The sequence below is a fragment of the Leptospira tipperaryensis genome, assembly GCF_001729245.1.
In the GTDB taxonomy this organism is placed as follows: domain Bacteria; phylum Spirochaetota; class Leptospiria; order Leptospirales; family Leptospiraceae; genus Leptospira; species Leptospira tipperaryensis.
In genome coordinates this window covers 26576-52029 of record NZ_CP015217.1, presented here as the reverse complement: position 1 = coordinate 52029, position 25454 = coordinate 26576, and the positions used below count along the sequence as shown (strand labels likewise).

The window sequence follows — 25454 nt, the reverse complement described above, 5'->3', positions numbered from 1 at the left end:
GGAGTTTTCATGAACGTAATGTATCAAAAATATTTACAGGCCCCTAGATCCTGGGAAACCATCGAGGACCTGAATAAAATAAAATACATTCTTAAAGAATATATTCACTTTCAAGGATTGTTGGTTAAAGAATCTCCATTTCACCAAGAGCTCAAGCCGATGGAAATTAGAGAAGACGGTACATTCGTTTTTCCGATCGATACGACATTGACGAATTTAGACGATGAGCTAGTATTATATAGAACTCTTTCCAAACACATCGAGATTGGATTTCATGTAACGGAAAAAACCGAATCTCAGGTCTTTTGCAAACCTGTTTTCGCAAAGATCGCCAAAACTCAGAGGATGTCTCCGAGGATTGAAGGTTTGATAGGGAAGGTTGTCGCGCACAAGTTTTTAATTCCTCGTAAAGAATTTGAAATCAGCAAAGCGTTGGGAACTTCCGGACAAATCATTCTCAGCGATCTCAATCGTAAAATTAAACAAAGTTATCCGAACGCACGTTTGGTTTTTAGCTCTTCCAAAGATCTTTCACCAGAGGAAGAATTAGTTAAAAAGCATAAAAAGCCGATTTATATAAGCGATACGAACACGATGAGTTCGGAAACTGAAAACGGATTTGCGAATATGGATTTGCTTCCGATCAAACAACTTCTTCAGGAAGAATTGATTTTAGAAGAAAGGATTCGATTCTTCAAGAATGGCAAGGTTCGTTCTCTTTTGATATTTCCGATTCTTCTCAAAACCGGTGTCGATTCTCAAATCTTCGCTATGGGCGTGATCGAATCCAGCGATGGACCGATTTCCGAAAAAGTCGTACCTCTCTATCTTGAGATGGAAGAGATTTTTAATTCAAGAACGGGCGATTCCAATACCAAGGCTTTGGATGTAAGACAGAACGTGCTTAATATTTCGGAAGGCGGAATTCTTTTAGAAGTTACCGAGTCCGACTTGATCGAGTCTTTTTTACACAAACCTTCGTTTACAGCGGACATTACTTTTAAGATGCAGGCGCCGTTACGCTTCGCATTTCAGATCCGACATATTTTTCAGGTCGGAGAAATCTACCATGTGGGCGCAGAAATAGTTGGCTCCAATGATGCTAAGGCAAATATGACTCTATTGAAGAAAAATATGAACTTCATTAAGACTCAGTAATTTGCCTTGGAAAATCAGAAGAACTTTTTAACCACAGCCCCTTACAAGGGGACTAGAGACTTTTATCCGGAAGAGATGCGTCTCCGTAATTGGATGTTTTCCGTAATGCGCGAGACAGTCCTATCTTTCGGCTATCAAGAGTATGACGGTCCTGTCTTAGAATCTTTCGATCTCTACAAAGCCAAAAGCGGCGAAGAAATCGTAGAACGCCAATTATATGATTTTATAGACAAAGGCGAAAGAAGAGTCGCAATCCGTCCGGAAATGACTCCTACGCTCGCAAGAATGGTGGCGGGAAATCTACGCAATCTTCCGAGACCGGTTCGATGGTTTTCCATCCCGAACTTATGGCGCTATGAACAACCCGGCAAAGGAAGACTTCGAGAACACTGGCAATTGAACGTGGATCTTTTCGGCGTGGATACGTATCGCGCGGAACTCGAAATTCTACTCATAGCTGATTCTATCCTTAAAAAATTCGGCGCGCCGCAAGGAAGTTATCAGATCAAGGTCTCGCATAGAAAACTTCTCGATAGCTTTTTAAAAACCACCTTGAAGTTAAACGAAGATCAGGTTCACGGCGTTTCCAAACTATTGGATAAAAAATCAAAGATCTCAGCCGAAGCCTTCGAAGCGGAAATCAAACCTCTTCTAAACAACGCTCAAGAACAACTACCTCTGATTGAAACTTATCTTTCTTCTACATTGGAGAATGTTTCTGAAATCCCCGGCATCGATTCTGAATCCGTTTCTTTTATCCGAAATCTATTTCGTGAATTAGGAGAATTGGGAGTTGGAAAACAACTTACCTTTGATCCGTCGATCATTCGAGGATTCGATTACTACACGGGATGTATCTTCGAAGTGTTTGATACAAATCCGGAAAACAGAAGATCCTTGTACGGCGGCGGGCGATACGATAACTTAATTGGATTGTTTTCGAAAGAACAACTTTCCGGAATTGGATTCGGTTTAGGCGATGTGACTCTTAAAAATTTTCTCGAAGGTCACAATTTAATTCCTGACTTAGGAAGGCAAACTACAGTGTTCCTTCCTATTATGGATGAATCCTTATTCTTAGAAACCTCGAAACTTTCGAAAGAACTCCGCGAGAATGGAATCCTCACCGAAACGATGTTAGATTCCGCAAAAATCGGAAAACAAATTCAGGTCGCGGAAAAAAAAGGTTATCGCTATGTATTGTTTCTTGGAGAATCGGAGATCCAATCGGAATCCGTCCAGATTAAAGATCTTGTTTCCGGGGAGCAGAAAAGCCTGCCTAGAAAAGGCCTTTCCGAAATTCTTAAGAAAGACTTTCAACTTTGATACAAATCGTAGATCAGATCGACTTTTCACTTTCAACATGGATCCGTGCCAATCTGCACAATCCTAAGTTGAGTCATATTCTTTCTAAGATCAATCGTGGAGAAGTCTTCCTCATCATCCTTCTTCCCTTTCTTTTTCTAAAGAACGATCTTCCGATTGCTTGGTATTGGGTGCTTTTGTTTACCGGTGCGATAACTTATGCGAACGATCGATTCGTTTTATTCTTAAAAAAATTAATCGCGAGAAAGAGACCACTGATCACCGTCGCTGGAAAAGTAGATTCCAATCCGGACATGAAACATTCGTTTCCATCCGCGCACGCCGCCAACTCGATGACCGCAGTATTGATTCTTGTATTTTTATTTAAATTCTCTCCGGCCTTGATTCTAATCAGTTTCTTAGCCGGATTTGGAAGGTTGCTTTCTCTTCATCACTTCGTCAGTGACGTGATCGGCGGATGGATCATAGGATCCATCTTTGGAGCAGTGGGACTATTTCTTGGAAGCGCTCTTCTTAGCTTTTGCTGCGCCTGATTTTGATCCAAGAGCATCTAAAGTAAGTTTATGACGAACTTCTCCACCATAAGTGATCGCGGTGGAAGAAAGAATCTCGTCATTCAGATCCAAATTGATTTTCTTTTCCTTAATCAATAACTTCAAAAAGTTAAGAACGTTCTTGCTGAACATCTTAGAAGCATCATTAGGAATCGATCCAGCCAGATTCTTATGACCGATGACCGTAACACCTTTCGGAGTAATCACGTTTTGACCGTGTTTCGTATATTCACAGTTACCGCCCATAGAAGACGCAAGGTCAACTACTACGGATCCGGATTTCATATTGTCTACGATCTTCTTTGTAATTAAAAGGGGAGCCTTTCTTCCTGGAATCAACGCAGTTGTGATGATTACATCCGCTCTTTGAGCAAACTTATCGATCGCTTCTTGCTGGCGTTTTTTATATTCCTCGGTTTGTTCTACCGCATAACCGCCGGCTGCCGCAGAATGTTGCGCGCCTTCGACTTCGACAAATTTCGCTCCGAGAGATTGGACTTGTTCTTTTACTTCCGGTCTAGTATCGAATACATCGACTACCGCACCCAATCTTCTGGAAGAAGCAATCGCCTGAAGACCGGCAACGCCCGCTCCAATGATCAATACGGAAGCAGGAGTAATTGTTCCAGCCGCAGTCGTAAGCATCGGAAAAAATCTCGCTAAATGAGAAGCGGCAAGAAGAACGGCTTTATAACCGGCAACGGTTGCTTGAGACGAAAGAACGTCCATAGACTGTGCTCTTGTTATTCTCGCAATCGCATCCAAACTCAAAACATCTACTTTCTTAGCTGCGAGCTTTTGAATCGTCGGCGCATTCATCGCAGGTTGAAACATCCCGAGATAAATTGTTCCCGGCTTGATTTTTGCGAGCGTCGCAGGGTCTGCAAGATGAAGGCTCACAATGATATTAGATTTACTGATGATATCTTGGCGAGATACAAGACTAGCTCCCGCTTTTTTGTAATCCTCATCATGATAATAGGACTGAACACCCGCACCCTTTTCAACCAAAACCGTCGCGCCAATCTTTTTTAAGGCGTCAATGATGTCAGGAGTTACGGATACTCTTGTTTCTTCTTTAGCTTCTTTTAGAATTCCAATATTCATAATTTATTCCCGGTGATATATAGCGTGTTCCGGACACGTTTCGTCAAAGTACGTCCAGATTTTCTTCGCATAAATTTAATCCAAGTTATTTTTAAAGTATTCGATCGTTTTCCGAATTCCGTCAACAAGAGCAACCTTTGGTTCAAAACCCAGACGTTGTCTTGCGAGGGTTAGGTCCGGTTTTCTACGAGCCGGGTCGTCCTGAGGCAACGGTTTAAGAATAATTTTAGAAGAAGATCCGGTTTCCTTTAAGACCAATTCGGCAAGTTCTCTTACAGTGAATTCTCCGTCGTTTCCGAGGTTAACGGGTCCTGAAAAATCATCCGTGTTCATCATACGAATGATTCCATTTACGAGATCGTCCACAAAACAAAAAGAACGGGTTTGTTCTCCGTCTCCATAAATGGTTATGTCTTCTTTCTTAAGAGCTTGAACGATAAAATTACTAACCACCCTTCCGTCGTCGGGAAGCATCTTCGGTCCGTAAGTATTAAAAATACGAATCACTCTGATATCCACATCGTGATTTCTCTCATAATCAAAGCAAAGAGTTTCGGCGACGCGTTTTCCTTCGTCATAACAACTTCGAATTCCAATCGGATTTACGTTTCCCCAATACGTTTCTTTCTGCGGATGTTCCAAGGGATTGCCGTAAACTTCACTTGTGGAAGCTTGAAGAATTCTTGCCTTCACTCTTTTAGCAAGGCCGAGCATATTCATCATTCCGAGAACATTCGTCTTGATCGTCTTTATCGCGTTTGATTGATAATGAACCGGACTCGCTGGACAAGCCATGTTGTAAATCTGATCCACTTCGAGTTTAATCGGATCGGTTACATCGTGTCTTATGAATTCAAATTTAGGATGTTTAAAAAGTTCTTCGATATTTTTCTTCCTTCCGGTATGTAAGTTATCAACACAGATAACTTCGTTGCCTTCGTCCAGAAGCCTGCTACAAAGATGGGATCCGATAAAGCCGGCTCCGCCGGTGATAAGTATTCTTTTTTTGCTCATTGTTCTTCTTTTTCCAAAAATTCTGCAGGCAAGGGCTTTCCGTTTAAATCTAAACCCTTACTGAAAAACCATTCCATAACTTCCGGAGTTACGTCTCCAGGAAACGGGCTTTCTGCATTTGCACCCTCGGGAAAGTGGAAAGAATCTTCTTCTTGTAGAAATTCTGGGTCTTGTGTTCCAGACTGGAAGATTTTTTTCACCGAGATGAATATGATGGATAAGCTAAAAAAAGACCAGAGGAGGGCAATCAAATATCCCAAGACGATCACCGATTTCGGTATGATCTGAGAAGGACTTGCCCCAGTGATCCACATCGCCATAATTCCCGCATCGGTATAAACGATGTTTCCTGTAAAATCCAAGAGATCGTATAAACTATAAAGTGTGATGCTCGTTCCGATAAACACCAACACAAAGTGATTGATTTTGAGATTAAAAAATCCTAGTAAAACAAAACCCAATCCCCAGAGAATTCCTGTGTACTGCGCAAGATTGCCCGGTTTCGAATATGAGATCGTCATAAGAAGCAAAATTGCTCCAAAGGAAATCAGAGTCGGACGAATCATCTTTCCGGAAAAGCCCCGATTCAAAAGAAATCCGCCGATCAAACAGGAACCTAAATAGCCCGCAGAAACCACGAAGATAAAAGAACCTTTTCCGGAACTGGGAATCGCAATCGTTTCTCCGGATTCATTTCCATGGAGTTCGATGGCGTGAACGGTGCCGCCGGTTAAAAGCGCGGCGATAGCGTGTCCGATTTCATGGATAAAAACGATGAAGTCTTTGAGATAACTAACAAGGTGATGATCCCAAAAGGAAAACAATGTAATCGCAATCGAAATAAAAATTGTCAGTCTTAGAAATCGATTCTCCATCGATTAGATTATCGGCAAAATTCAAAAGCAAGAGAAACAAAATGAGTTTCTTCTCGCGAGAATTGATTTATTAATTTATCTAAGAATTCAATTAGTTCTAAAGTGTCTGAGGATATCCTGTAATTTAGTCGCCTTCAAAATCGACTCGTCGACGGTAAGTTTGATATCTTCCGATGTCTTTGCGATTGATTCTGAATTTTCAGCAATATTCTGCATGGACAACGCAATTTCTTCCGAAGCCACTTTTTGAAACCGAGAAGATTCAGTTACTGTTTCTCCAAGCTGATTTACCTGATCCGTATTTTTTCGAATCTCATTTAATTTTTCGGCCTGAGCCGCTAACGAAGCGGTAACGATCGTCGCCGATGAATTTACTTCTCCGATATAATCCGTTAGTTCTTTTACGATCGATAAGGACTCTTGAACTTTTTCCGCGCCGAAATCGACGGCCTTTGTTGTGTTTCCAATCAAGCTCACGATATCTTTGATTGAGTTTCGAGTTTGATCCGCAAGCTTAGAAATTTCTTCAGCAACCACGCTAAAACCCTTTCCCGCTTCTCCGGCCCTTGCGGATTCGATCGACGCATTCAATGCGAGTAGGTTTGTCTTTTCGGAAATGGAAGTAATGATTCCGATGATTTTAGAAATGCCGTTCGAATATTCTTTGATCTCATCCATCGCAAGAATCGCTCTTCCAAATGTTTCCTGACTTTGAGAAGCTTTTTGTTTCACCGAAGAGGTTTGAGTAGAAAGATTATCCATGGACTTAGAAACGTTCTGAATGGATTCGTTTACCTTTCCGATCCCTTCGTTGATCGCCGCCAAACCCGAAGATTGAAACTGAATCGACTTCACGATTTCTTCCAACGTCGAGGAAAGTTCATGAGATGCGGAAGCGGTTTCTTCAACCGAGATCGCTTGAGAGTGTGTACTAGTTTGAAATTTTTCCGAGGATAGAGAAAGATATCTATAGAGTTCGTTGTTCTTTTCGAAATTCTCTTTAATCTGCACGAGCAAACCCCAAACGCTGATCACAAGAACCCTAAGCGTAGAATAAATTTCGGCGACCTCGGAATATTCCCTTCTTGCGGGAATTTCTTTTAGAAAGTTGCCGGCAACGATCTCTTTTTGGATCGCAATGATTTCTCGAATCCGCTTTCGATATCCGAGAATTGTAAGAATCAGAAAAACGATTCCGAGCGCTCCGCAGGAAATTCCAAGCACAGGAAGAAAGATCAAACCTTGGCTGATCCATGCGAAATTAGCAAATAGAAGCGGAATAAAAACGAGTAAGCTATATATTAGAATTTTACCTGCAAGACCTAGTCTTTGAAGTAAAGATCTAACAATGACTTTAAATTTCCAGATAAGAGAATCCGTATTTTGTAATTCTTTAAAAAGAGATTCTGCCTTGCCGATTTGTTTCGTTGAAGCTTTTTTACGTACGGACATGTAACCGGTTACGATTCCGTCGCTCATTACCGGAGTAATGGTCGCATCTACCCAGTAGTGATCTCCGGACTTCGCCCGATTTTTTACAACGCCGTTCCAGGGATTTCCAGACTGAATCGTTTCCCACATCTCTTGATAGACGTAAGGTGGAACATCCGGATGTCGAATTAGATTATGAGGCTCGCCTAACATTTCTTTTTCAGAAAAGCCGCTTATATCAGCAAAGTCTTGGCTAACATAGGAAATTCTACCTTTGATATCGGTTCTTGAAATCAGAACCGCTTTCGGAGGAATTTGAATTTCTCGGTTTGTGACCGGAAGATTTTTTCTCATTCGGATACCCTAACATTTACATCGCATATTATTGAATCGTTCCTTTAAAGGAGAATTTTGTTCTTCAGTTGAAAAGATAACATGTTCCGAAGGAAAAATGGATTCGTATAAAAAATTTTTCATAGGTATTTTAGAAGATTCTAATATATAGCGAAAGGATTAGTTGAATCGATTTTATTTAAGTCATAAAAACGAGGTAGGCTTGAATGAGACCGACTAAACCTCCTAAAAGGGCCCCTAAAATGATCAAAGTCGTTTCATCTTCTTTGAATACGGAATGTAATAAAGATTCAAATTCATCGGCCGGCAACACACTCAAACGGTCTGCCACAGTTTTTTCAATTTGAAGAGTATCTGTGATATAATTTTGAATTCGATCCGCAACTTGTGGTATGATCCAAATGAGGTGATCGGCGATTTTTACTTTTAGATTGCTGATTTTTTCGGAACTCAAAAACAACGGAGCAAAAGGAACCTTTTCTTTTAACTTGGTCTCTGTCATTGTTTTTGCCTTTTCCATCACAAGCTGAATGATGAGATCGCCGCCCTTCCCCAAAAAAATAAGTCGGATTAAATTTTCAGGGTTCAAAACACGGGACGCGATCACGGCCGCAAATTCTTTAGAAACTTCTTTTTGTCTTTTTAAGAAAAGCCCTTGGTATCGAAAGAAAAGATATCGTTTCGGTTCTAGGGGTCGAAATATCATCAAGATCGCGAGCCAATTTGTATAATAACCGACAATAACTCCCATGATCGGCATCATCCACCACTGATTGAAAAAATTGATAAACGCAACTTGAAGAAGTCCGATTAAAAATCCAAAGTAGATTCCGGAGCGAATGATAAAGGAAAACTCCGGACCTCCGCACCGCATAAACATCTCAACGAGAAACTTTGTATTCTTTCCGCTCAACGAAACACGAATGATTTCATCCAATTCTAAAACTTCATCGAGCTCTTTTCCAAAAGATTTATAAACCTGCTCGATTTGTTTCGGTATTTCGGTTCGAATTTCCTTTTCCAATTCCTCCTTCAATGAGTTCGGCAGAAGGGACCAGAGAGCTGGATTTTCTGCGACGATAATATCGTGAACGATTTCCTTGGATTTTTCTTTCACTATATCACGAATCGAATCGTTGATTTGATGCGGATCTACTTTTTCGTAAAGTTCGTGCGGTCGAACACTCTCGACGTCAAAACCTTTGCAATCAAAGTACTCATTTTAACCGAGTGATTGGGAATGATTCCTTTCCATCCGAGCTTGCCGATTCCGATAAAACGGTTAGGATAAAAAATCATCTGAACCGCGATGTAATTTGTGATCCAGCCGACGAAAGAGCAAGTGAGCAAGATTGAAATTATCTCAACAAGTTGTGGATGTTCCCGAAACCATTCCATTTATTAGATCCTCTATTTTGGAAGTATCGTAAGAATTCAGATCCAAGAAGTTGAAACAACTATTTTTTATTTCGCTTGTTCTATCCTAAACGATCCATATTTTGAGGGAGAACTTTTTGATTTAGAAAATTCTAAATTCGGTATCGATTGCTCTCTAAACGTTAATCGAAAGAGTGGACTTGTGAGTACGAAACTTGCCTTTTTAATTTCCGGTCTTTTTCATATTCTATTCTTCTCATTTTATTTATTTTATAGTCCGGATTCTTTCTCCGTTTCCAATTTCAAAATTTTTCTGAAAAAAGGAGGAAGCCTCCGGCTCACGTTTAGCTTTTCGAATCCAGCAAACGGTAGGAACTCGGAATCGACTGCTTCGGAAAATCCAAGCGCATCGGGAACCTTACAAAGAGAAATAGAGGAATTTAAGAATGAAATCCACTTTCCACAGGGAGCCCTCGAACAGAGATTGGAATCAGATTGTTCTTGGGAAGTAGAGATAAAATCTGACGGTAAGGCGGAAGTTCTTAAAACCGTACAACCTTGTAGATATTCGATTTTTGAAACCGAATTTAAAAGAGCTCTCAAAACCTGGAAATTCAATCTCAAAGAAGGAACGAATTTAATCATTCCCGTCTCGTTTAAAGTAGATGATAAAGAATTCTGACGCCAATGAATGGTATGCGTTGTATACCAATCCAAGAGCTGAAAAAAAGCTCAAAAAACTTTTTCAACAGCGTAAGATCGAATGTTTTCTACCATTGCTTTCGAAAAAGAAAAAATGGTCGGATCGTTGGAAAGTTGTCGAAGAACCGATGTATCCTTCTTATATTTTTGTAAAAATTTCTTTTTTTGAAGAACGAGTAAAAGTTCTTCAATTACCCGGCGCGCATCATTTCGTTTTTTATGCGGGAAAACCTTACGTAATTCCGGACGAGGACATTCAACTCGTGAGGACATTTCTGGAAACCTTTCCCGATAAAATTCAAGTTGAGATTCAAGAAAAACTATCTCCGGGCAAAAAGATTCTAATCAAAGAAGGTCCGTTCTCGGGGTATCACGCCGAAATCATTCAAAGAAAAAACCAAGAACAAATTATAGTTAAATTCCCCGGAATGAATTTAATGACTTCTGTTACACTGGATATAGGAAAGTTAAAACTGGAGGAAAACATTGGATCCAATTTTTGAAAAAATAACCAAGGCAATCGATACAGAGATAGAATCCATTTTGTATTTCAGAAAAAATTTGGATCCTTCGGTCACTGAAGCGATCGAGCTCATTCTTCAATCGAAAGGAAAGCTGATCGTAATCGGCGTAGGCAAATCCGGCGACGTCGGCAAAAAGATTTCATCAACGTTATCTTCTACCGGAACTCCTTCTATTTTTCTTCATCCGGCCGATGCGGCTCACGGCGACGCGGGAATTATTGCGAGTGAAGACGTTGTAATTGCGATCGGAAAATCCGGTGAAAGCGAAGAGCTTCTCAACTTAATTCCTACAATTAAGAATATCGGCGCAAAGCTGATTGCGATGACCGCAAACGGAGAATCTAGACTCGCAAAAGAATCCGATGTCGTCTTATTAACTCCGGTTTTGAAAGAAGCCTGTCCGCTTGAATTGGCTCCCACTTCTAGCACAACGATTGCGCTCATTTTAGGAGATGCGATTGCCATGTGTCTTATGGAACTCAAGGATTTTAAAAAGGAAGATTTTGCCCTCTATCATCCTGCCGGTAGATTGGGAAAACGCCTGAGCCTCAAAATAGACGACGTTATGCGCCGTGAAAAGGATTTGGCGAAGGTTTCCCCGGATTCTAATTTAGAACAAATATTAACCGAAATCACGGTGAAAAGACAAGGGGCAACGGGAGTTACCGACACTTCCGGAAAACTCTTAGGGATTATTACCGATTTTGATATTCGAAAAAAATTGAAAGACGGTGGATTGGATTCTTCGATCACCGCAAAAGATTTGATGAATTCAAATCCGATCACATTTCGTTCCGGTGAGAATGCTTATGAAATTCTAAAACAAATGGAGTCGCGACCAAATCCTATTTCGGTAGCTCCTATCGTGGACGAAAAAAAGGCATTGATTGGAATCGTGTCCATCCACGATCTTTTGCAAAAAGGTCTCTGAATTGTGATTCAAAAAGAATTTCAAATCGTTCTCACAGTTAGTGAGGAAGAATTTTTTAGCTTAGAGGTACAACCTCCTTGCGATTGGATCGAAATACGCCTCGATCTTTTTTCTCCTCAGGCCTTGAAGGAAAGACTAACAACTCAAATCGAACGATTGAAAGCAAAGTGTATTTTTACGTACAGACAAACAGGGGATACGGACCAAACGTCTCGATCCAAAGAAACTGAAATCGACTTTCAAACGATAGCCAATCAGCTTCAGATTAAGAATCACTATTTGGATTTGGAATTGAATCGACCCAATGTGCTATTTGAAACGCTTTCGAAAAAAGGCTTTGGATTGATTCGTTCCGTCCATAAATTCGACGGAATTTTATCCGAACAAGAAATCCGAACTTGGATTCAGCAAGATTCTTATCCAAATATAACAAACAGATCCGAAGCGATTCTGCCTCTAATTTACAAGTTTGCAGTATTCCCAAATTCCGTAAAAGAACTCGTCGAGTTTCTTTCGTCCTTCCGTAACGTTGCACGCGAATATAAGAAAGATAATGTCCACCTAACGGGAATTTGTATGGGAACGTTAGGAATACTTTCCAGAGTTTATCCGGAAGCGTTCGGTTCTATCTTTACTTATTGTTGTTTGAATGAGCCCAAGGCCCCTGGGCAAGTGGATCTCAATTCTTTGTTAAAGCTCAGAGAAGATATAAAATCTTCTTAGGTCTTATCCGAGGCGTGAGAATCAAAATTCTTATCTTTTTCCGAACCCTTCGATTCTAAGAATTTTTTAAAAGAGGACTTTTCTTTAAAACGATCAAACTCTTTTTCTTCAGCGGCTGCGGCCCAAATGGAAGGTTTCATATTCGCAGCAAGTCGAATGTATTCCATTGTTTTTTCGAGATCGTCTTTGTTCGCATAACATTTTGCTAAAAGATAATAGGCTCCGGAAGATCCTCCGACTTTTTCCAACATCAGGATTGCTTGATCGATTTTGCCGGTATAAAAATAGGCTTTACCAAGATAAAAACGATATTCTCTTTCTTCCTCTTCTGTGGATTGAACGGAGTGAAAGTATCGAAGAGCTTTGTCGTATTCGCCGTGATTTGTATAATAGCGCGCTAATTTCAAAATGCCGTCGTTGTAAACGTCGGGAAGATTTTTAAATTCAGGATTGTCTTTTTCTAACTTGGACGCGATCTCTTTTAAGATCGTATATCCTTCCGTTTCTTCTTTGTTTTGTATTTTGCAAAGAGCCAAATACATTCTGATTTCGTGAGTTCGCTCGCCGAATTCCAAAGCTCTTTCCGCGGTCTTTATGGAATTCTCGCAATCCTTAACTTCATATTTTAGTTTTGTCAACCCGATCAAAGGTTGAACCGTTGCGTTTGCAGAATAGGATTTTCTATAATATTTAGCGGCCTCTTCATAACGTTTCATTTTATGATAAGCAACCGCTTGGTTCAAGTTCGCGTAATAGAGCATCTTAGAATTTCCGGAATCGATTTTACTCTCCAGTTTATCCAAAACTTGAAGCGCGTCCGGATACTTTCCGTTGCGGATCAAGATGACGCCGTACTTATATAAATAATCTTGTTTTTCCGGGTGATCTTTTACGAGCCCTTCTAAAAAAGTTTCAGCTTTTTGAAATTCTTTGCGGTTTGCGTAGATCAGAGAAAGATTCCATCTCGCGGATTCGTTCTCCGGTTCTTTATTTAGAATTTTTTGATAATCCTCTTCCGAATTCGGGCCCGGAGTTTCTACCTCTTCGGTATTCTTTTTTGGTTTGTGATGAACGACGTGTCCCGACGAAAGTCTTTCTTCCGCGGTTGTTCGAATTTTTTGTATATGAGTTAGGTCCGGGTCGATTCTTAAAACCCGATTTGAGTATGCGATTACCTCGTGATAATCTCTCTGATAGTTAAAATAAAGAATGATTTTCTGGTAACAGTTAACGAGATCTTTTTTTGGAAGATTGAGGCTTACGGCTTTTTTAAAACTCTGAATAGATTTCGGATAATCCCTCCGGTATTCATAGATGTAACCCATGTACATCCAAGCCTCACCGGAAGAAGGATTTCCGTTATTAAACTTCTGAAACTCATCGATGGCCTTAGCAAAATCCTTTCGAGCATAAGCCTTCTTTCCTTCTTTTAGATCCGCCAAAAGCGGACCTGAACCGAAAGAGAAAATTACAAAAAAAAGGAGAATCCGGAAGCGCATAGGACCAGTTTCAGAGAGGAAGTCTTTTTTAAAAGTGAATTTGCGACCCCTCTCCGTTTCGGTTTATAATAAATTTCCTAATTTTTCCTGTTTTTTGGACGCAAGCGCCTCCGACGCCCGCAGAGCAAAACTCATTGTTGTAATCTGAGGATTTACCGAAAGTCCCGTTGGGTAAACGGATGCATCTATCACAAAAATATTCTTGTGACCATACAACTCCAAGCTCGGGTCTACGGCTCCTTTTTCGGGAGAATCTGCGGCTTGGATCGATCCATGAGGATGCGCCGATCCTACGAGTAAACTTCCGGGATTGAATTTCTTTTCTAAAACCCAGTCGAACTTCGTGTTTTTATCTACCTTGACGGGTTCTTCCATATCGGGAAAAGGAAAAATCAGTTCTTTGGCTCCAGCGGCTGCTTGCACTTCCGCAAGCATTTTCAAACCGCGCAACATATTCTTCCCATCACCTGGGGTAAGTTCGAAGTAAACCTTTCTAGAACCTAAGGACCATTTTACGGAAGCGTTTGCTTCTCCGTCGGCTCCGTCCCGAACGAGAACGATCCCAGCGCTCATGTTTGGATACTTTTCAATCATCTCAAATTGTTTCGGTCCATAGAATGGAATCAAAGACGCTGCTAACGTTGGACGAAAGGGGGCAACTTCTAACCAAAAACCATAACCTGTGTTCTCTTGATTGTGACCGTCCTTGATCACCGCAGACTGAGGCGGTCCGGAGAACATATTGATTTTCTCGTCAAAGATCGCAAAGATCGTACTTGTAGGATGGACTTTCAAGTTTCTTCCCACCCAATCATTTCCCAAACCGGATCTTTGTAAAAGAGCAGGTCCTTCGATCGCACCCGCGCTAACGATCACAACGGGTGCGGAAATTTTAATTTTATGAATCACTTGATCCGGAGCTTTTTCATACGCGTCGGGTGTAAACTCGGCGACCACAACTTTTGTCGGTCCATCGTGGATCACTTTTGCTTTCATATTTGCGATCACCGTAGCGCCGGCTTCGATCGCATCGGGAATGTAAGTTAAAAACATGGATTGTTTCGCATTGATAGGACAACCCAAGCCGCATCTTCCCAAACCAATACAACCTCTGTTATTATTATTCAACACCTCGGGATGAAGACCTAAAGCTTTACCACCTTTCATCAAAGTGTTGTTATTCGGGTTGATTAGATTTTGAGGAACCGGGTGAACTCCAAGTCGTTCGTGAACCGAAGAAACAAAAGGATCCATATCCTCTCGGGAGTAACCTTTCAGACCGAATCTTTTATCCCATTCCGAGGTTACGTAATCGGGAGGATATAAAGAAGTTTGCCAGTTAACGGTAGTAGAACCTCCAACCGTTCTTCCTTGAAGAATACTAAGAGTCTGTTCTTCTGAAACGATAAAGCCCGCGTCTCTATAAAGTCTGGCGGAGGCCATAAATTCTTCACTGGTAAATTGTGCGGGAGTAAAGTAAGAACCTTCTTCGATCAAAATGACCTTCCAACCGTTCTTCGCAAGTGTCGCCGCTGCAACCGCGCCGCCGGCTCCGGAACCGATCACTACGGCTTCGGCTTTGAGTTCCCAAGTCCCATCTTGGATATTTTCTCTTTCAATAATTTCTTTGTGTTTCTTTGGAGTTATGATTTTATCATTTGCTGCTGGAATTCCGCCCATCTTTACGCCTCGTATCCTGCTAATTTTTGGATTCGTTTGTCCTTTGAAACAAGGAAGAATGAAATCTGTCTCATGATAGAATACGCTCCGCGTTTCAGATTCAGAGAAGAATTTTTCCAAGACAAAAGACGTTTCTCTCTTTCTTCCACGTTCAAAGAGATCATCGGTGTGAAAGAAAAATCGAGCGCTAATGCGGCGAGCCTTGAGGACGGAATCATACCCAAAAGTAAGAGCACATCTTCCGTATCAATCGGAGTAGGGTGTCCATAGATGTAATCATCTACTGCGACGCCCAAGTCGAAATCTGAGATTGGATTTCCTCTTAAAAAAACCTCTCCTAAAGATTTAAAGGAAAGGTAATGATCTTCTTTCAATCCGCGCAAACGAGGAATGGATCCGGTTGAGCAGGCGCTCAATCCCGGAAGAACAAACGTCGCGATTGCCAAAAATTTCAGACTTAGCTTTAGAAAACGACTCCGGGGAATCGGTTCTTGTAAAAACTTCTCCAAGTTCACCTCCCGTACACCAAACAGTGCAGCGGTTTTATATATAAAACGAATCAGAGGAAAGACGCAAATTAAACTCTGTCAGTGACGGTGTTTAATAAAAATGCGCTCCGATCCGCAGTGATACAGGAGAGGAATAACTTTGTCTATAATTTCTTCTGAAATTTCTTCATTTTCACAAAGATCTTTATTTCTTCGTAATCGATTCGATCGAGTTCCACTTCTATCTTGTCTCCAAGAGTATAAATCTTCGTAAACTTCTTGGAATAGAATGAAAAATCAGTATCCATTCGAATTTCACCTTCATCCGTAAATTCGGAGGAAAGCAAACAAGCATCCACCATCGGGTTCTCTAAATCCACAAAGATGAGGAAAGGTTTGCAGCCTGTAATTGTGGCTGAGAATTCTTTGATTCCGGTTTTTTCCAAATATCTACAAGCCTTGAGCTTATAATAATCTCTTTCAGAATCGGTCGCTTTTCTTTCCTGGTGAGAACAGTGCAAACCGGCGGTTATCATATCGTCCGGAGTATAGATTGGTTTTTTGCCAAGCAGAATGTTTTGCAAAACACGATGACAGATAAGATCCGGATATCTTCGGATGGGAGAAGTGAAGTGACAATAGTCTTCAAAGCCTAGACCCCAGTGACCCAAATGTTCGCCCGAATAATAAGCCTGCATAAAAGTTCTCAACAAAAACATATTGAATAATCTTTCTGCGGACTTTCCTTCCAGATCTTTTAAAACCGCACTGATGGATTTATAGCTCGAATCTTTCAGCAAGGTTTTAACTCCATTCAATTTTAAGAATGCGTTGAGAGATTCGATTTTTTCGTCGTCCATCGGTTCGTGCACGCGATAGAGAGTCGGTTGTTTCTTTTTTCGGATGAATTCCGCAACTTTGATGTTTGCGGAAAGCATAAATTCTTCGATGAGAATATGCGCTTGAAGTCGATCTTGAACCGCGATCTCGATCACGTTATGCTCGGAATCGGTGACGACCTTATTCTCTTTTAAGTTCAGATCTACTCTTCCGTTTTCTACTCGCTTGGCTCTAAGAACTTTTGCAAATTCGTTCATCCGGTAGACCCAATTTTTGGTATCGCCCGATAGAATTTCGGATTCGGCCCGGTTGTAAGTATAACGTTCCGCAACCTTGATCACACTTTTATAGAATTTAGCGTTAGTGATCTTTCCTTTCCAATCCGCTTCCATCTCGACGGTAAAGGCTAAACGATTTTTACCTGCGACGAGAGAACAAAGATTTTCGGAAAGTTCCGGAGGCAGCATCGGAACGACACGGCTCCCTACATAGACTGAGGTCGCACGGTTGTAAGCTTCTTCGTCGAGGTCCGTTCCCAAGCGCACGTAATGCGAAACATCGGCGATATGAACATAAAATCTTATCTTGTTCTTTTCTTCGATAAAACTAATCGCGTCGTCAAAGTCTTTGGAATATTCTCCGTCTATCGTAATACATTTTAGTTCTCTTAGATCGACTCTGGATTTCCAATCGTCTACGTTGCTTTCGTCAACTTCTTCAGGAAGTTCCAGAGTTATATTTTCAGGATAAAGAATACTGTAATTGTATTTCATGAGCATTCTCATCAAATCCAAATCTTCTTTTGTATCCGATTCGAATCGCAAAAACTGAACTTCGTATAAATTTCGTTCTTGTTCGGTGTCTTCCTTCAACTTAACGATCAAAACGTCGCCCGACTTAATTTCATCTTGGAGATCGGTAAGAATCGTTTTACGAAGAAGATATCCTTCCTTTTCTTCACCATCGATATCCAGAAGTTTTCCAAAGATAAACTTGGGATCTTTTTCAGTGATGATCATTCGATAGAGATCGCGGCCCCGTCTTAGAATCTCGGAAACTTCTCCTTCGAGACGTCCCTTCTTTCCGATTCCGTAAGGTTCAACTTCTACGAGATCACCTTGAATCGCGGATTGTGTATATTGACCCGGAACGAAAATCTCCATCCCGGAAGCCAGCTTTACAAAACCGTCGCCGCGTTTGCTGATCGAAATAGTTCCTTGGAGTTTTTGATTAGAATTTACGATTATATTCTTTTTTTCTAATTCAATCAATCCTTCAGTTTCCAGAAGTTGAAGGGCTTCGGTGATCTCCCTTTCCCTTTCTTGGATCTGCCATTTCTCTCTTTTTTTACCGTAAGAATTTTGATTGTCGTCTCTTAGAATTTTAGCCGTTAAATCCTTATATAAAATCACAGAACCCGCTCTGGATTGAAGGTATTTAAGAATTCTTTTACCTACGTCGTTCTCTCTGTAACCATCCGATCTTCCGGAAGATCTTTCGTTTTTAGTTCTGTCGGATTTTGAGAAGGTTTTCTTTTTCGGTTGAGGAGTTGTCCTCTTTTGATTTGTTTGTTTTTTCTTTTTATTCATAATAACTAAACCGTCGACTTTTCGTCGACATAGGTTCCACGAACATAGTTGGGAACCAATTTCCAATAAGGATAGCGATCCGGAAATTCCAGCGCTTCCTGAATCTGATCTTTCAACTGATTGAGCGCGGCGGAACCGGAAGGAAGATTTTCTAAAATAGAAATTCCTTCAAAAAAATCGGGATTATCCGAATACTTTTGAGAAGTCAAATACGCCTGTAAACGATCCTCAGGAATTCTTTCTATTATATCATCGGGTTTTACGTCGATGGATCCAAAAAAACCTCGTCGATCTTCCATCGCGAAATAAATTTTTTTCTGTTTTGCTTCGATAGCAACGACAACGGGATCTCCGACTTCCTGAAAATAGAAAGAAGTATAAACGTTTAAGCTATCGATTCCGATCGCGGGAATTTTCCAGAGTTGCGCCAAATTTCTCGCAGTAGCGACTGCAATTCGAAGACCGGTAAAAGATCCAGGACCAAGCGCACAGACAATCAAATCGGGTTTTTTCCAACTCGACTTTTTTAGAATATTTTGCAGTTCCTGGATAAGAACCTTAGAGGATTCTCTCGGATGAATTCCGGAATATGAAGCCACGTTTTCCAAATCAGCTTCTTCATTCCATTGAAAGGTTTCCACTAAAACCCACTGATTCGTCGCATCAAAGAATAGAATTTTCTTCATGCTGGATGTCCTTCCATCTTTTCCCAGAGATCCTTTAGAATCGGATAAGAATTTATATCAGTACTTTTGAATGTGATTTTTCTTTCCTCTTCGGAGACGATTTGAAAATCCACTTCGATCTTGAACGGTAATTCTTGGATATCTTCCTTTGCTACAGGCCACCATTCGATAATCGATACTCCACTTTTTCCCCAAATTTCTTCAAAACCTAAATCTTCCAAATCCTGAGGGTTTTTCAATCGATGAAGGTCAAAGTGATAAAAATAATCTTCTCGATTTGGTATCGGGTATTGATTGATCAAAGTGTAAGTTGGGGAATTTACGTTTGCCGTAGGAGTGATTTTTTTTACCAATTTAGATGCGAACGTGGTCTTTCCGGCTCCCATGGAACCGGAAAACAATAAGACCGGAAATAAATTTTGTTTCAAAGATGTTTCGATCAGGGAGGCAAGGAAATAAGCCGGTTTGTCTAATTCTTCCAGTTTTAGATTCTGAAATTCGAGTTCCAATTCTTCCTCAAAATAATTCGTTTACCCTTTCTTTTTCAAAACGATAAACGGAAGTACAAAATTCGCAGGTAACTTCGATCATACCGACTTCTTCCAATATATTCATTGCTTCTTCTTTACCAAGCGTCTGAATCAATTCCCTGATTTTATCTTCCGAACAATCGCAGCGGAACTCGGGTTGACCTTCTTCTAAAATTTGAACCGCAGAGCGCGTCACTTCTCCGATCTTATTCAAACAATTGTATATATCCTTTCCTAAAAACGCGTCTATATTCTCGTTGAGCTCATTCGAGAGACTTTCGATTTTTTGAATGTGTTCTTCTTTTGCTTCCGGTAGAGATTGAAGCAGAATTCCTCTTACATCCCAGTGGAATCCTATCTTTCTAATAGAGATCGTGACAAAACAAGTGATCTGTTCCGAGCTATTAAGATAATTTTGAAAATTCTCTTCGAAACTTCGATTCTGATATGGAACCACCGATTGATAGATACAGGCCCCGTCCTTCCAACGAAAAACTTTCAGAATTCCGGAATAATCTTCCATAAGCTGACCGGGTTCGATGTCTTCTTCCGGTCTGGCTCTTAAGACGGCCTTCATTCTTCCCTTACGATCGCTGTAAGCAAGAACCGAGTGAATGGGAGAATCTTCGTTGAATTGTATTTGTAAGCTTACCTTCGTATCTTCCTTAATTTGATCCGCTAGGAAGAAAGCTCCGATCATAGCTCTCGCGAGAAGTTCAGTATTTGAATCGTCTAAGTTATGTAAATTGGAAGCCGCGGTGACAGAATATGAAATTTCCGTCGCGGAATATCGGAAGTGAACATCCGGTAAAATTCCGTATATCAATGAGTCCTGGTTGTGCATGGAATCCTTCTGTGGTGGAGTAACTGAGAATTCGGTTACGCGCAGAAGTAAAATAATCTTTACGTCATTTGTATCCTCTCAGACTTTCCCGGGAAAAGACAGTATTTTTTCTTTTAGACTTCCGAGAATTGCGGTTTTCTTTCTTTTCAGATTGAACCCATCCGTTGAAATCTCTTTCCGGAACGAAAAGGAGAATCGGAATGATATTCGGCGCAGACTACTACCCGGAACAATGGACTCAAAAAGATTGGGAAGAGGACATTCGGATCATGAAGGAGATGGGTATTTCTTCGGTTCGACTCGCCGAATTCGGTTGGGCGCTCATGGAGCCCAAAGAAGGAAAATACGACTTTTCCTTCTTTAACAAAATTCTAAATCTCATTCATAAGAATGGGATGACCGCGATTCTGGGAACTCCGACAGCCACTTTTCCTCCATGGTTAGTAAAGAAATTTCCAGACATAATTCAAGAACGAGACGGAGTCAAAAGAACAATAGGAACCAGAAGACAAGCCTGTTTCTCATCTCCCGATTACAGAAAAGCGTCGGTAAAAATTGTGACCGCAATGGCAAAACATTTTGGAAATCATCCCGCTGTGATTGGATGGCAAATCGACAACGAAATCGGCCACGAAGGTTCCGATATCGATCATTCGCCCGTTTCCTTAAAAGCATTTAGAGTTTGGTTAAAGAATAAATACAAGACGATTCAAAATCTAAACGAGACTTGGGGAAATGTTTTTTGGGGAGTCCTTTATAATTCCTTTGATGAAATTCCGATCCCAGGTGTGCACGTAGCGAGCAACTTTCATCCTTCGATGATCCAAGACTTCTATCGTTTTCATTCGGATACGATCATTGATTTTGTAAAACTCCAAGCTCAGATTTTAAGAAAATTCTCCGTTGGGAGACCTCTTACCACCAATCTTTATCCTTCTCCTTTTCTTCCGATCATCGATATGGCGGAACTCGCTTCTTACTTGGATTATATTTCTTGGGATAACTATCCTACTTGGGGAGAACAAGAAGAACCCTTCCCACATCCTTTTATAGCGGCGATGCAACAATACAATCGGGGTTTGAAGAATCTTCCTTTCACAGTAATGGAACAAATTTCCGGATTTCAAGGACATGATCTCTTGGGATATCTCCCGGCGCCCGGGCAAACCAAACTATGGATGAAACATTCCATCGTTCACGGATCCAATGCGATCTACTTTTTTCGTTATAGAACCGCACGTTTTGGTCAGGAACAACTTTGTTATGGAATCTTAGATCATGATAAAGAAAAGACCGAGCGCTATTTCGAACTGCAAAAAGGAATCAAAGAAATAAGCGAATATGCCGACGACTTTGTTGAGGAATTATTCCCGGCGCAAGTTGCAGTGGTTCACGACATCGAGAATGCGAGAAACTGGAAGCACCAACCGATTTCCAGCGGACTCAAATACTCACCGGTTCCTTGGGCACAACTTGGATATGACGTTGAAATGGCGACCTGGTTTTCAGGAATGAACGTTCTCAACGTAAACACTCACTTTCGTCCCGCTTCTAAAATCGATTTTAAAGATTATAAAATAATCATATTACCGATGTATACGATGGTAACCGATTCCATTTTTCAGAAACTCGAAAGATTTGTGAAAGAAGGAGGAACACTTATCTTAGGATATCGAACCGGGGCTAAAGATTTAAACGGCTGGATGTATGATTCTCAAGTGCCGGGACCGTTTTCGGAAATGGCCGGAGTGAAAGTTCGAAAGTTCGAAGCGGTTGGAAATCAAAAAGTAAAATTCAAATTCCGTTTTTTCCCAGGCACTTGTTCTAAGATATGCGAAATTTTAGAGCCGACTACCGCCGAGGTTTGGGCCCGGTACACCGATAAGAAAAAATTCTACAAGGGGCAGCCTATAATTACAGCAAATTCTTATCATAAAGGAAGAGTAATTTATATCGGAGCCTCTTTAGAACCTTTGAGTTTTATGCTTCTCTATCGTCGTATTTTAAGAGAAGCAAAGATTCCTTTTACGTTTTACGGACCGACCGTGGAAAAATTAAACCGAACTGGAAGAAATCAGAATTACGAAATCTTTATCAATCATTCCGGCAAAAAGAATTTAGCTGGTCTGAAAATTTTGAATCCGTATGAAGTTAGAATTACACCTAAAAAGAAATGAGATCGAACTGTTGTTAAACAAGGGCAGAAAGGAAATAATTTTTTGGAGTTAAATCAAGTCGAAGAATTGAACCGTATTCTTGCTTCCGTTTCGGGCACGAATCGTCCTCACGAAATCTTCGTAGACAACTTACATACTCCATTCTTGCAATTCGAGGACAGTTATATTCTTCCATCCACTTCCGTTTACGGGGTGGAATTTTCTGCGGCTAAAGAATTTCTGCTGCAAGCGGAACAACTGATTCCCGAATTGATCGCCGGTTGTCAGGTTCTTCCGGAAGCAAAGCCCAAGAAGAATTCAAATCAATTGTTCTTAGTGAAGCCGCTTCCTTCCACGGACGAAAGCGATGACAAAAAATTTATCTTTGTTGTTAGCTTTCATCTTTCCTATCTTGGAGGCGCACCCGCTCCGATGTTTGTGAAACAACCGGCTCAGGGAAAAACGGCTTCCGTTCGAACATATAAAATTTATTTTTTAGCGAGAATTCTTCCTTTAGAAAGTTTGGAAATCAAAAACGGGCAGATCGTCGATTTCGTTACCCGTCAGTATAAAGAGACAGAATTCATGGTCGATGTGGATACCGTTCCCGCTTTTAATAAGATTCAACACACGTATTCCGAACTCTTTGACGACGTCGACTATTCAAAACAGATCTCATTGATTCATTCTATTCTGAACATAACAAAGGATGTCTGGCAACCGGGAAAGGTCTTTGAACCGATTGACGTCGAATTTCAGTCCATCAGCTCTCGATTTTTGGAAGGTTCTCAAGAAAGAATTTTTAGTCAATTTGTAGACATACGGCATTTGATTGATCTTTTATTGTCGCCGGAAAGCATGACTATAGATTCAGTAATACAGGAACCTTTGCATAACTGGCTTCGTTCTTTCGGAACGGAAAGGGACGTAACTCCCTCGGGTAATATGCTTTGGAAAATCCTAAAACGAAAGTAATCTTTTTTAAGAGAAACCCATGGACCAACCACTTGCCCCTCCCATTGATTTTCCTTTAGAGGAAGTCAAACGCAGGATCAAATCCGTTCAATCTGTCTCCGGAATTTTTATCGAATCCGCTCTGAAACTTCAGAAGGATTTAAAGGCTTTCGCTTTTTCTACCGAAGCCGAAGAGAAAGATCAAATTCATAAAGCCGATGAGATGATGGGAAAATTCATCGTTGAATATCTCAGACAAAATTTTCCCTCCGATTCGATTCTCTCGGAAGACAATTACAAATACGAGGGAAACAATTCTTTTCGTTGGGTTTTAGATCCGATCGACGGTTCTATGAATTTTGTTCGTGGAATTCCGCTCTATTGTGTCTCGATCGGATTAGAACACAGAGAAACCCCGGTCGCCGGCGTCGTTTTTGTTCCTGGACTAAACACGAAGTACTCTGCCATTCTTTCTCAAGGCGCTTTCAAAAACGGACTTAGAATCGACGTGTCCAATACCGAATCACTTGCGCGCGCGATGCTCGTTCCAAGCTTTCCCACAAATCGAAAAGAAATATTAAACGAAGTCATCTCGGACATCACCGCTTTTATTAGTTGCGGTCGATCTATGAGAAGAACCGGATCCTTTGTTCTCGACTCCTGCTGGGTCGCAGAAGGTTTGTTAGACGGTATTTGGGAAAAGGGTGTAAAACTCTGGGACACGGCCGCGAGCTCTGTCATTCTTACAGAAGCGGGTGGAAAAGTGACTGACTTCGGTGGAAAAAGATTCCTATCCGGAAATTCGGAAGTTGTAGTATCGAATGGAAGAATTCATTCTCAGATTGTGGATATCATGAGAAACGTTCGGGATTCCATCGGACGAAACTAAACCGAACCGAAATATAAGGGATACACATTCAATATCCCTTATATATTCTTTTTTATTAAGGAGCGTTTAAATAGGCTTCGAGACTTCGAATCTGCTCATCGTTGAGCGGAAGTCGAGTCATCAACTGGCTCGGACGTTTCGGGGTATATCCAGGTGGATACGAACCGCTAACGATTCTTGCCTTCAACAATTCAAAATTCGAACCCTTGATCGCCGGTCCAACGGCTCCATCCATCGCGGGATTCTGATTGTGACAAGCCGAACAATTCGCCACATACAAACCTTTCCCCTGAGTGAGCAGCTTTTGTTCCGGAGTCAGATTCTCTTCCTTACAATTTGTAAAAATCGATACCAAAACCGCACAGAAAAACAAGAGGCGGAAGATTCCGCCTCGAACATTCGTTCTTCTCATTGGATTAGAGAAGAACCTCAAGAAGAATGTAAATAATCAGAGTAAGAACAAACCCGGAAGTAATTACACCCTTAACGGTTTTGATCGGTTTGAAAGTCGCGCTTTCCGGTGTTGCGGTTAACGCGTTGGTTTCAACCAATGCAAGAAGAACCAGAATCACTCCCAAGAACGTATGCGATTCCGAACTGATAACGTCGACAGAAACAGTTAAGTTTCTCGCGGCGCCCATCAGGAACAACATTGGAATGGATAACAACGTATTGGTTCTTGAAGCGAGAAGACCTCTTGCGGCTCTCGGAGCTGGATTCTCTGCTGTTTCACCTTTCGCGGCCGCAATCACAACTTTTTGAGCAGGCCAGATTACAAACCAAACGTTAAACCACATAAGAGAACCTAAAAGCCCGCCGCCAAGAATGATAGCGAGCCATTGGCCGGAAGAAAGAGTAGTTCCGTTGTAAAGGGAAATTCCGATCATCGTCCAACCGCTTAAGAATGTAAACATCGCGCCCCAACGGAACCACCAGAGTACGCGTGGAACTAATTGTTGAGTTGCTTTTTTCTTTGTATCCGCATCGGTCTCAGCGAAGAAAGATCCTTGTACGAAGTTAATGTACCAAAGTAGGCCGATCCAGGCAACGCCTGCGAGGAAATGTATCCACTTGAAGATGAAATACAAACCCTGATTTGTAAAGAGAGCAATCCCTTCCATAATACCTCCAATTCATCGATAGAATTTGATTTTTAACGCTTAAAGAAACCAAGCGCCAGAACTAAAAATAAATCCTGGAATTTAGACGCTCAGTCAAGCACT

General features: G+C 41.1%; 25 protein-coding genes. 10 read left to right on the top strand and 15 right to left on the bottom strand.

What is annotated here, in order from left to right:
• Positions 1-9 precede the first annotated feature (9 nt).
• Genes A0128_RS00240 through A0128_RS00230 form a run of 3 tightly spaced genes read left to right on the top strand, consistent with a single transcriptional unit; the run spans position 10 to position 3017 of the window.
• A complete protein-coding gene (locus A0128_RS00240; protein WP_069605699.1) occupies positions 10-1158 on the top strand; it encodes a DUF1577 domain-containing protein in 1149 nt (382 codons plus the stop codon).
• 6 nt (positions 1159-1164) lie between these two features.
• Entirely contained in the window at positions 1165-2484 is a 1320-nt protein-coding gene (gene hisS, locus A0128_RS00235) for a histidine--tRNA ligase (protein WP_069605698.1), read from the top strand.
• Positions 2481-3017: a phosphatase PAP2 family protein gene (locus tag A0128_RS00230; protein WP_069605697.1), complete on the top strand. Its 537-nt coding sequence runs from the start codon at positions 2481-2483 to the stop codon at positions 3015-3017. The genes hisS and A0128_RS00230 overlap by 4 nt, the downstream gene beginning before the upstream one ends.
• On the opposite strand, the gene A0128_RS00225 is transcribed toward A0128_RS00230, so the two are convergent.
• The 6 genes from A0128_RS00225 to A0128_RS22300 all read right to left on the bottom strand — a co-directional run bounded on the left by A0128_RS00225 (position 2976) and on the right by A0128_RS22300 (position 9217).
• A complete protein-coding gene (locus tag A0128_RS00225; RefSeq protein ID WP_069605696.1) occupies positions 2976-4145 on the bottom strand; it encodes a Re/Si-specific NAD(P)(+) transhydrogenase subunit alpha in 1170 nt (389 codons plus the stop codon). The two genes, A0128_RS00230 and A0128_RS00225, sit on opposite strands and share 42 nt — an antisense overlap.
• Before the next feature lie 75 nt (positions 4146-4220).
• Positions 4221-5159 (bottom strand): UDP-glucuronic acid decarboxylase family protein, encoded by a 939-nt coding sequence (locus A0128_RS00220; protein WP_069605695.1) that lies wholly within the window; start codon positions 5157-5159, stop codon positions 4221-4223.
• Positions 5156-6034 carry a M50 family metallopeptidase gene (locus tag A0128_RS00215; protein WP_069605694.1) on the bottom strand — a complete coding sequence of 293 codons (879 nt, stop codon included), beginning with the start codon at positions 6032-6034 and terminating at the stop codon, positions 5156-5158. The genes A0128_RS00220 and A0128_RS00215 overlap by 4 nt, the downstream gene beginning before the upstream one ends.
• Positions 6035-6121: 87 nt before the next feature.
• On the bottom strand, positions 6122-7819 hold the full coding sequence (locus A0128_RS00210) for a methyl-accepting chemotaxis protein (protein WP_069605693.1): 1698 nt from the start codon (positions 7817-7819) through the stop codon (positions 6122-6124).
• Between the two features lie 178 nt (positions 7820-7997).
• Positions 7998-8936, bottom strand: coding sequence for a DUF445 domain-containing protein (locus A0128_RS00205; protein ID WP_245667178.1), 939 nt, complete (start codon positions 8934-8936; stop codon positions 7998-8000).
• A gap of 35 nt (positions 8937-8971) precedes the next feature.
• On the bottom strand, positions 8972-9217 hold the full coding sequence (locus A0128_RS22300; RefSeq protein ID WP_245667177.1) for a DUF445 domain-containing protein: 246 nt from the start codon (positions 9215-9217) through the stop codon (positions 8972-8974).
• Positions 9218-9398: 181 nt separating this feature from the next.
• Here A0128_RS22300 and A0128_RS00200 point away from each other — a divergent pair, with 181 nt between their 5' ends.
• The 4 genes from A0128_RS00200 to A0128_RS00185 are packed head-to-tail and all read left to right on the top strand — an operon-like array spanning position 9399 to position 12076.
• Positions 9399-9878 carry an LIC_10042 family TonB-like protein gene (locus tag A0128_RS00200; protein WP_069605692.1) on the top strand — a complete coding sequence of 160 codons (480 nt, stop codon included), beginning with the start codon at positions 9399-9401 and terminating at the stop codon, positions 9876-9878.
• Entirely contained in the window at positions 9862-10401 is a 540-nt protein-coding gene (locus A0128_RS00195) for a UpxY family transcription antiterminator (RefSeq protein WP_069605691.1), read from the top strand. The genes A0128_RS00200 and A0128_RS00195 overlap by 17 nt, the downstream gene beginning before the upstream one ends.
• The gene (locus tag A0128_RS00190; RefSeq protein ID WP_069605690.1) at positions 10385-11353 is read left to right on the top strand and encodes a KpsF/GutQ family sugar-phosphate isomerase; all 969 of its coding nucleotides are present in this window, start codon (positions 10385-10387) and stop codon (positions 11351-11353) included. The genes A0128_RS00195 and A0128_RS00190 overlap by 17 nt, the downstream gene beginning before the upstream one ends.
• A 3-nt stretch (positions 11354-11356) precedes the next feature.
• Positions 11357-12076, top strand: a complete 720-nt coding sequence (locus A0128_RS00185; protein ID WP_069605689.1) for a type I 3-dehydroquinate dehydratase — start codon at positions 11357-11359, stop codon at positions 12074-12076.
• On the opposite strand, the gene A0128_RS00180 is transcribed toward A0128_RS00185, so the two are convergent.
• The 7 genes from A0128_RS00180 to A0128_RS00150 all read right to left on the bottom strand — a co-directional run bounded on the left by A0128_RS00180 (position 12073) and on the right by A0128_RS00150 (position 20232).
• Entirely contained in the window at positions 12073-13575 is a 1503-nt protein-coding gene (locus A0128_RS00180; RefSeq protein WP_069605688.1) for a tetratricopeptide repeat protein, read from the bottom strand. The two genes, A0128_RS00185 and A0128_RS00180, sit on opposite strands and share 4 nt — an antisense overlap.
• A 63-nt stretch (positions 13576-13638) precedes the next feature.
• Positions 13639-15255 (bottom strand): GMC family oxidoreductase N-terminal domain-containing protein, encoded by a 1617-nt coding sequence (locus A0128_RS00175; RefSeq protein WP_069605687.1) that lies wholly within the window; start codon positions 15253-15255, stop codon positions 13639-13641.
• A gap of 2 nt (positions 15256-15257) precedes the next feature.
• Entirely contained in the window at positions 15258-15764 is a 507-nt protein-coding gene (locus tag A0128_RS00170; RefSeq protein WP_069605686.1) for a hypothetical protein, read from the bottom strand.
• A gap of 143 nt (positions 15765-15907) precedes the next feature.
• Positions 15908-18172 carry a ribonuclease R family protein gene (locus A0128_RS00165; protein ID WP_069605685.1) on the bottom strand — a complete coding sequence of 755 codons (2265 nt, stop codon included), beginning with the start codon at positions 18170-18172 and terminating at the stop codon, positions 15908-15910.
• Positions 18173-18177: 5 nt separating this feature from the next.
• Positions 18178-18858, bottom strand: a complete 681-nt coding sequence (gene tsaB / locus A0128_RS00160; protein ID WP_069605684.1) for a tRNA (adenosine(37)-N6)-threonylcarbamoyltransferase complex dimerization subunit type 1 TsaB — start codon at positions 18856-18858, stop codon at positions 18178-18180.
• Positions 18855-19367 (bottom strand): tRNA (adenosine(37)-N6)-threonylcarbamoyltransferase complex ATPase subunit type 1 TsaE, encoded by a 513-nt coding sequence (tsaE, locus tag A0128_RS00155; RefSeq protein WP_069605683.1) that lies wholly within the window; start codon positions 19365-19367, stop codon positions 18855-18857. The genes tsaB and tsaE overlap by 4 nt, the downstream gene beginning before the upstream one ends.
• Positions 19368-19374: 7 nt before the next feature.
• Entirely contained in the window at positions 19375-20232 is an 858-nt protein-coding gene (locus A0128_RS00150) for an Hsp33 family molecular chaperone HslO (RefSeq protein ID WP_069605682.1), read from the bottom strand.
• Positions 20233-20432: 200 nt separating this feature from the next.
• On the opposite strand from A0128_RS00150, the gene A0128_RS00145 reads away from it, so the two are divergent.
• The 3 genes from A0128_RS00145 to A0128_RS00135 are packed head-to-tail and all read left to right on the top strand — an operon-like array spanning position 20433 to position 24231.
• Positions 20433-22409: a beta-galactosidase gene (locus A0128_RS00145; protein WP_069609005.1), complete on the top strand. Its 1977-nt coding sequence runs from the start codon at positions 20433-20435 to the stop codon at positions 22407-22409.
• A gap of 42 nt (positions 22410-22451) precedes the next feature.
• Positions 22452-23363, top strand: a complete 912-nt coding sequence (locus A0128_RS00140) for an LIC_10030 family protein (protein ID WP_069605681.1) — start codon at positions 22452-22454, stop codon at positions 23361-23363.
• Positions 23364-23382: 19 nt separating this feature from the next.
• On the top strand, positions 23383-24231 hold the full coding sequence (locus tag A0128_RS00135; protein WP_069605680.1) for an inositol monophosphatase family protein: 849 nt from the start codon (positions 23383-23385) through the stop codon (positions 24229-24231).
• 55 nt (positions 24232-24286) lie between these two features.
• Here A0128_RS00135 and A0128_RS00130 read toward each other — a convergent pair whose 3' ends face one another.
• Complete coding sequence (locus A0128_RS00130; RefSeq protein WP_069605679.1) at positions 24287-24643, bottom strand: c-type cytochrome; 357 nt, start codon at positions 24641-24643, stop codon at positions 24287-24289.
• 4 nt (positions 24644-24647) lie between these two features.
• Complete coding sequence (locus A0128_RS00125) at positions 24648-25352, bottom strand: urate hydroxylase PuuD (RefSeq protein WP_069605678.1); 705 nt, start codon at positions 25350-25352, stop codon at positions 24648-24650.
• Positions 25353-25454 lie beyond the last annotated feature (102 nt).